The sequence below is a fragment of the Arenibacter amylolyticus genome, assembly GCF_002150785.1.
Taxonomy (GTDB): Bacteria; Bacteroidota; Bacteroidia; order Flavobacteriales; family Flavobacteriaceae; genus Arenibacter; species Arenibacter amylolyticus.
In genome coordinates, this window is record NZ_MTAZ01000025.1 from 56,809 (window position 1) to 63,221 (window position 6,413).

The 6,413-nt window shown below is 38.6% G+C and carries 8 protein-coding genes and 1 pseudogene; all 9 read right to left on the reverse strand.

The features are described from left to right. Nucleotides 1-9: 9 nt before the first annotated feature. Nucleotides 10-480 (reverse strand): annotated as a pseudogene (locus BV214_RS10920) (alpha/beta hydrolase-fold protein); the annotation flags it as partial. An 11-nt stretch (nt 481-491) separates the two neighbouring features. Then, on the reverse strand, nt 492-923 hold the full coding sequence (locus tag BV214_RS10925) for a hypothetical protein (protein WP_086477541.1): 432 nt from the start codon (nt 921-923) through the stop codon (nt 492-494). A gap of 85 nt (nt 924-1,008) precedes the next feature. Continuing rightward, the gene (locus tag BV214_RS10930; protein WP_086477542.1) at nt 1,009-1,446 is read right to left on the reverse strand and encodes a DoxX family membrane protein; all 438 of its coding nucleotides are present in this window, start codon (nt 1,444-1,446) and stop codon (nt 1,009-1,011) included. 291 nt (nt 1,447-1,737) lie between these two features. After that, nucleotides 1,738-2,133: a cupin domain-containing protein gene (locus tag BV214_RS10935; RefSeq protein WP_086477543.1), complete on the reverse strand. Its 396-nt coding sequence runs from the start codon at nt 2,131-2,133 to the stop codon at nt 1,738-1,740. Nucleotides 2,134-2,537: 404 nt separating this feature from the next. Then, the gene (locus tag BV214_RS10940) at nt 2,538-3,023 is read right to left on the reverse strand and encodes a PLDc N-terminal domain-containing protein (protein WP_086477544.1); all 486 of its coding nucleotides are present in this window, start codon (nt 3,021-3,023) and stop codon (nt 2,538-2,540) included. A gap of 47 nt (nt 3,024-3,070) precedes the next feature. After that, nucleotides 3,071-3,457: a hypothetical protein gene (locus BV214_RS10945; RefSeq protein ID WP_223883381.1), complete on the reverse strand. Its 387-nt coding sequence runs from the start codon at nt 3,455-3,457 to the stop codon at nt 3,071-3,073. A 363-nt stretch (nt 3,458-3,820) separates the two neighbouring features. Beyond that, nucleotides 3,821-4,804, reverse strand: coding sequence for a M20/M25/M40 family metallo-hydrolase (locus tag BV214_RS10950; protein WP_086477546.1), 984 nt, complete (start codon nt 4,802-4,804; stop codon nt 3,821-3,823). 288 nt (nt 4,805-5,092) lie between these two features. Beyond that, nucleotides 5,093-5,584: a DUF3592 domain-containing protein gene (locus tag BV214_RS10955; protein WP_086477547.1), complete on the reverse strand. Its 492-nt coding sequence runs from the start codon at nt 5,582-5,584 to the stop codon at nt 5,093-5,095. Beyond that, nucleotides 5,581-6,132, reverse strand: coding sequence for a DUF3592 domain-containing protein (locus tag BV214_RS10960; protein WP_086477548.1), 552 nt, complete (start codon nt 6,130-6,132; stop codon nt 5,581-5,583). Before BV214_RS10960 ends, BV214_RS10955 begins: the two co-directional genes overlap by 4 nt. Nucleotides 6,133-6,413: the final 281 nt, after the last annotated feature.

Consider the following 6,413-nt stretch of genomic DNA (forward strand, 5'->3'; position numbering starts at 1 on the left):
TTTAATCTTCTATTCCTTTCTATATAATGCGGAAAGAATTTTACTAGCACTAGCCGACGATATGGATCGGTTAGGTTCTTTAATAAATATATGTTGGGTAAGGGCTATATTTTCATAATTACTGTTTTCCAAAGAGGCGCTAAACTTTAATGTTGTTGGAACATTGGAAACCCTTTCTATACCTACTACTGAAATAAGGGGTTCATGCGAAGAAACAAAGACTTTTGTTGCAGGTATATCCCAATGATCACTTGCCTTGAACTTAGAGATACCATTATCTAAAACTTCGTCATTATTCCACTCAAGCCGAGGAAAGTTTATTCCGAATCTTGTAAAATAACCATCAGAGTTTATAAAACAATAGGCAGTAAACAAACCTCCTAAAGATTCTCCTGTAACTCCTCTATCCGAATTCGTATTATAGTGCTTATCTACAAATGGAATTATTTCTGATTTTAAACTTTCCAAAAATTCGTCGGCCCCTCCAGCTTTTAAGGTCCCTTTAGGAAATCTAAAAAACTTTCCATTCTTCGCATATCCAGGGTGTCAACAGATGGCGTAAAATCGTGATATCTTTTAACAAACGAATCGTATGAAGTAGTATTCTCGAAACCAATTCCTACGATAATAACGTCTTCCACTTCCCCCTCAGAACCCAATTTTTTCTGTGCCTCTTTAAAGTCGGATAACCCCAAGGAATTAATAACATATAATACGGGGTAAGATACTGTATCGTTTAATGAGTAACGTTCTGGAAATGATAGTTCCAGTTCATAATCGTGCCCCGTTATTTTAGAAGAAATAGTGTGGGTTCTTGTTGTTAGGCCTTTACTCACCTCTAACTCCTGACTATACGAGGACTGACTGAAAGTTAATAATACTATTGTAGTTAAAATATAATTTAAATATTTTGAAGTATTCATTTAGATGTACCTTTAAAGTTAGTATAAATTATATTTTCGTGGGTCATCCACATTATAGTCAAGTTCTCGCTAAGCTAAATTCCAGTCAAGAATTATTGACAGCAGATTTTTTCTTAATAATATTATCCAGGGAAAACCTGTCCCATTCTCTTGGCAATAACAGCAGTGCTACTAATAGGATGGTCCGGTACATCACGTGCGACAGATCCCAAATGGGTTCTGCCAAGCCATGACCAAAAGTTACGACAACCAATACGGAAGCAAGTGCATACAGGGCATAGTTTGTTTTAAAACCCAACACCAGCAGCAAGCCTCCAATTAACTCCACATAGGACGTATAATAGGCGGTTATCCAAATAATAGGTGCAGGTAATAGATCTTCAAAAGTCCCCTGAAAGAAGTCGGCCTGAAACACCTTTTCCATCCCCCAGGTAACGACTTTACCGAAGCCTTGCATAAAGAAAATAAAGCCCAATATTAATCTAAGGGTAAGGACAGCAACTGTTTTGTTTAAGTCGATCATAATTTTTAAATAATTCTGCTACGGGATGGCTATGCAGCATTCCCATTTTGGGTAAAAGTAAGGGATTCTAATAAGTCAACCAGGGCCATTTTAGGTATAATAACCCACCCTGGAAGCATAGCGCGATCTTCTAAAGACACCAAAACCCGAGCTGTATTCTAATATTGCCCAACAATAACCCTTGTTAGAATGACTAATTTAAGGCTACTACAGGAAATTACGGGGGATAAATACGCATTCTGGCCTGCCATCACCCATTGTTACAGTAGTAGCTTTGCCCCAGCTGCAGTGTTACTCGGTGGTTTTCCAGGCAGAATAACATTCGCTAAATTTCCTATTCTCCTCCACAGTTATTGGTAGCGCGTCTGTCCCAGCATAAAAAACAATGATCTCTGCGGGGGAATCCCCGTTATTTTCCCCAAAATGACAGGAGTTTACGAGCTCTACCAACGCATCGCCTGCTTTTAATTGAAGCGTATTATTTTCTTCATCAACTACCGTTAATTCTCCCTTTGTTAAGACCCCAGCATTGATAACAGGGTGCTTATGAATATTTAATCTGGAGTGAGGCGGGATGGTTATTTTCAAGATGGTAACCTTAGGTTTCCCTTTGGGGTATTGAGGCAATGCCTTCCCATTCCAGCTTTTAGTTGTTTCTATTAGGGTGACCGATTCAATCTTATCCATACTCCTTAGTGTTTGCTGCCGTATTATTCTAGGCGAGTTTAAAAATTGGTGTATTTAGATGGGTCTTCCAGATTTATTTTAGAAGAAACGGCGTCTGATGTTGAACTTACGAGGTACCGATCCAAAATTCAGCACCTTTATCTTATCGTCCTGATGTTCTTCCACTTTTAAGGATGAATCTATTGATGGCACCTTTTAAGTCGAATTTTGATTACAAGCAAAACATAGCCTACTAATTAATCCTAAAACTATCTTCTTTATTTTGAGAAATTTGTTTTTCGTATTAATGACAATGTATTTAAGTTGAGCAGGGAAATATGTTATTTACTTGATGCTTACATATCACTTTCACTGGTACCCCCACTATTAGAATGTTAACGGATATAAACTATCAATGCTATGCCCTATTCTATTTTTGTGGTTAAATAGATTAACGGACCAAAAAACGGAACCAGGATGGAAATAAAGGTATGTACTAATTTCTCCATTGGATCTACTGCCGATTTGATTATTATTCTTAAGGCAACCCAAAGAAGAATAATATGCAGGAGAATTAAAAAAGGCATGAGAAAAGGTATAAGAAAAAATATATTTGGCATGGAGTTCGATTCTTGGGAAAAGGTCACTGCAACCTGATCGTTCTTGGACTGAATTTTATTTAGTAGGACCTCTAGGTCTTCGGCAGGGACATCCTTAATTCTAAAGGCCTTGGCTGCAGTGGCAGTTTCTATTATGGCATTGTTATTTTTTACGGAAATAGTATGTACCGTAGAATTCGGAAGCACCTCCTCCAAAAATTCCCTCTGTGAGACATCCTTATGGTCACTACTGCATGAGAATAATAAGAGGGAAATAGCAATTGATAAAACAAAAAAGGTGGTTTTTTTCATGTTTTTAGTTTTTTGGTTGGTTGACGGTCTTGTATAGGATTTCTTTATTAATCTCCCTCGCTTAAGGAGTAACTTCCATCTCCATTAAACGAAGTTAGCGTGATTGTTACCGTCCAATTTCCAGGTTTTCCAGCTCGTGTAACACCGTCAATACTATCAGGTTCACTGCCACCGTTGAGAGTTCTGTCTAGTACTACGGTTCCTTCTGAATCTGCAACTACAATCTTAAATTTTCCAGCTGCGGTAGCAGTTATGTCAGCATTATAGTCAGCCGTCGCCAACTTATTGGTCCAATTAATCGTTCTGGAAGCATTTCCGCCATTTCCAGTGAAATCGCCACCTATGTCCCCAGATGGACCTTCGTTAACGGATATGTTAGCAGTTGGCCCATCGTCATCCGAGCAAGATGAAAATGTTCCAATGAATAATAGCATTGCAGTAAAAATTGTAAGTAGTTTAAAATTTGAGGTTTTCATTATTTTTAACTTTTATTATTTATTCTATTTTATAAAACATTTAAATCGACAAAAATTCCAGTCTGATAAAGGTGATTTTCAAACTTAGTTTTATAATTCTGTTACTCATCGATATTATTTTTCTAATAACCTTCAACGTAACGCTATTGCCTCCAGCATTGACCAATCTAGAAAAATATGAGCGTATTAGGAAACTCTATCAGAAAAAGATTGCAGTTTAGGCGCAAATCCTAGGAATAATTACAGAAAGTGCATTTTACGGTAAAGTCCCTTACACGGGATCAAGCCCGGATAAAGCGTTCCCTTGAAATGCAAAAACCTCTAGTATTTTTTATCGATGAGGTGGGAATCCAAAGTATCAATAGCCTCAATAATCAATTCCACCGCACTTACATAAAAAGCGGTATCCATGTTTTGGAAGGTATCTGTTGGTTTGTGATAATCCTTATGATCTTCCACCCCAAAATATATAAAGGGAATTTGTCTTTTGTGGAATACGCGGTGATCCGAGGAAAACGTCCAATCTTGCAGTTCCTTATCATTTGGATCGTCATGACCGTAGTGCAGTGTTATTTTAGAAGATTTTATAGCATCCAAGGGTTCTTTTAAAAATGGATAATGAAACAGTCCGGCAGCATAAAGTTGTAAAGAATCGCTTCTCCCTATCATATCCATATTCACATTTAAAACAATGTCTTTAATGGAGATAGGAAAATTGTTGAGAAGATAATCGGCCCCCAACGACCCAATTTCCTCTGCATCCACCGCTGCAAGAATTAAGGTATGTGCTGGAGTTTTTTTCTTAAAATGGTCTGCAATGGCAAACAAGGCCGCTACCCCGGAAGCATCGTCATCGGCCCCGTTATAGATTTCTCCGTTCCGCACTCCCAAATGGTCCAAATGGGCCGTTATTACAATGGCCTTTTCACTCTTCCCTCTAATCATCGCGACTACATTCCCCCCTGTCACCGTTGTGTCTGGCACATTGCTAAAGTCGTCCATAGGATTAGAAACAGGATAGATTCGCTGTCTAAACTTCCCTTTAAACGTATATCTAAATTCTTGAATACTGCCAGACGGGAAAGCCGGTTCTACCCCAAGCACCCTAAATTGTTCGGCAAGGTAACGCTGCGTTTTATAGTTCCCTTGGGTTCCAAAGAATCTTCCCTGCATAGAATCATGGGAAATTACCTTTAGGTGGTGAAGCAATAGGTCTTCATCTACAGTTATACGTTGCTTGGAAGTGATGTTTTGACAAGCTACTAATAGCGGAATGCAGGCAATTAGATAAAGGTATTTTTTCATTGCGGGGGATTTTAATTGGCACTGGATATTTCCTGTTATTTAGCCGGCTAATGTAGCAAATACATCCCAAATCTACCCTCCCTCGGTCCATAGAAAATTTAGGGTTGCTAATAAACAGGAACAGTCAAGGGAGTTGGGGAAGTAGCGGATGGGTATTCTCTGATCCAGAATGCGATACCCTCTAAACTAAGGTTCTCACAAGCACAAAGAAGCGCTCTACTTTTTTATCTGTAAAGGCTCCTTAAAAATGAAGGCCACATCATCACTTGATGGCACTATTACCGTAGCTTAGTTCACCCAAATCTGGTCTAAAACCCCTAATAGATCGTTGCTTTTTCCATAAATCCAAAACACCAAGGGAAATGCTAGGAAGGCCAATCCGAACGCAATAAAATAATTAATGGCATAATTACATCCAACAATCAGGCAAGAATGAGAGGTTTTACGCGGATTGTAGTACACCTTCACCTTGGTTCCCTTCTCTAATTTTTCCAGTATTTTAATTTTTTCCTTTCTATTAGTTCCCCATACCTCCAAATAGGGAAAGAGTTGTTTTCCCTCCAGCATTGGACCAATTCCCCCAACAGCGTATTCATAGGCCAGAGCTACCTTATATCTTGCAGTTCTACGTCCGTCTACATCTGTATTAATCTTTTCTGCCAGTTGGGCGCTATTAATGGTCCCCACCGTATAAGGCCATTTTTTGGCACTGCGGTCTAAGATTTTATAAACTATCCCATAGATAGTTATGGCCAATCCAATCAGTATGGTAATTATCATGATACTACAGTAATTTGATCCGCTAAATAATGCGGTGGATGTTTTTTTCGTATGTAAGCCCAATATCCCAGTAAGAATGGGAAGATCATCAAAGCAATTCCAGTGCCCAAACTTTTTAGGTTAACATCGTACCTAATAAGGGAAGATTGGGATGGATTATTGGGGTTATAGTAAACCATCACCTTCTCCTTATCTTTTAACTTTAGGTAAAGCTCGTTGTGAAAGGAATTGTCATAGGCCTTTTCTCCGTTGAGTCCTATAGAGGCGTTGGTATAGGTTTCCCCATTATGGTTGTAGGCATATTGGATAACACATTCCTCAATAGGAAATACCATGGCGGCCTCTTCGGGAAGATCGTGGTTTGGACGCTTATTCAGCGTCACTTCTACTATTTCCCCTTCTATTTTTTCCCATTGATACCGATTGTTATGGGTAAGGGTATTGATGGGTTGGTATAAATAATAGCAGCCCAATCCAAATAGTAATATCAACAAACCGAATATTACCATAATCAATAAACTAGCAATAGAAGAATTTATCAGATTCATGTTAATTGTCGTTATGGGTTTATTAGAAACGAAGAAAAGGGCGTGAAATTGTATTATTAACCGTACAAAATAAAAATCTAAACCCTACCTGCTGGAAAAGAAGGATGGTTCTCCATAGAAATCACCGAAAAAAAGGTTGAAAGAACGGGATGACGTTTAAAAATTGCGGCTCCATAAAAATTAGGCACGTGAGCGACTCCTATCTACCGACAAAGGCAGGCCTGCCTGCATAGGAAGGGATCATGACTAATTGTTGTGTTTAGGTAAAATATTAATGTTGA